At 59.9% G+C, this 1,201-nt stretch carries 1 protein-coding gene; it reads left to right on the plus strand.

Translation table 11 applies throughout. The features are described 5' to 3' along the window. Nucleotides 1-37: 37 nt before the first annotated feature. Nucleotides 38-1,201, plus strand: coding sequence for a ribonucleotide-diphosphate reductase subunit beta (locus CQ041_RS26110; RefSeq protein WP_177429424.1), 1,164 nt, complete (start codon nucleotides 38-40; stop codon nucleotides 1,199-1,201).

The raw sequence follows: 1,201 nt of genomic DNA on the forward strand, positions 1-1,201 counted from the left end.
CAAAGGCGCCAACGCCGGCCACGCCACCGAAGCCAACATGGACCGCCTCGACGGTGACGGCGCCAAAGCCGCCCTCGAAGCCCGCGCCGTCACTGCCAGTGACTCCGCTGCCATCGTGCGCGCCAAGGCCGCCCTCGACAAACTCGACGTCGCCGAAGGCCTCGCCGAACTCGAAGGCTCCGCCGCCCGTGTCGCCGTTGACGAAAAGCGCATGATCAACTGCCGCGCCGACCTCAACCAACTCGTGCCGTTCAAGTACGACTGGGCCTGGCAGAAGTACCTCGACGGCTGCGCCAACCACTGGATGCCGCAAGAGGTCAACATGACCGCCGACATCGCGCTGTGGAAAAACCCCGAAGGCCTGACCGACGACGAACGCCGCATCGTCATGCGCAACCTGGGCTTCTTCTCCACCGCCGACTCCCTGGTGGCCAATAACCTGGTGCTGGCTGTGTACCGCCTGATCACCAACCCGGAGTGCCGCCAGTACATCCTGCGCCAGGCCTTCGAAGAGGCGATCCACACCCACGCCTACCAGTACTGCATCGAATCGCTGGCCATGGATGAAGGCGAGATCTTCAACATGTACCACGAGATCCCATCGGTCGCCAAAAAGGCAGCCTGGGGCCTGAAGTACACCCGTTCGATCTCCGATCCGAAGTTCGAAACCGGCACCGTCGACACCGACAAAGAGCTGCTGCGCAACCTGGTCGCCTACTACTGCGTCCTCGAAGGCATCTTCTTCTATTGCGGCTTCACCCAGATTTTGTCCATGGGCCGTCGCAACAAAATGACCGGCGTCGCCGAGCAGTTCCAGTACATCCTGCGCGATGAGTCGATGCACCTGAACTTCGGTATCGACGTGATCAACCAGATCAAAATCGAAAACCCACACCTGTGGGACGCCGAGATGAAGGAAGAAGCGACCCAGATGATCCTGCAAGGGACCCAACTGGAGATCGAATACGCGCGCGATACCATGCCGCGCGGTGTACTCGGCATGAACGCGGCGATGATGGAGGACTACCTCAAGTTCATCGCCAACCGTCGCCTGTCGCAGATTGGCTTGAAGGAAGAGTATCCAGGGACAACCAACCCGTTCCCGTGGATGAGCGAGATCATGGACTTGAAGAAAGAGAAAAACTTCTTTGAGACCCGCGTGATCGAGTATCAGACCGGTGGCGCGTTGAGCTGGGATTGA

Source organism: Pseudomonas sp. MYb60 (genome assembly GCF_002979555.1).
Classification (GTDB): domain Bacteria; phylum Pseudomonadota; class Gammaproteobacteria; order Pseudomonadales; family Pseudomonadaceae; genus Aquipseudomonas.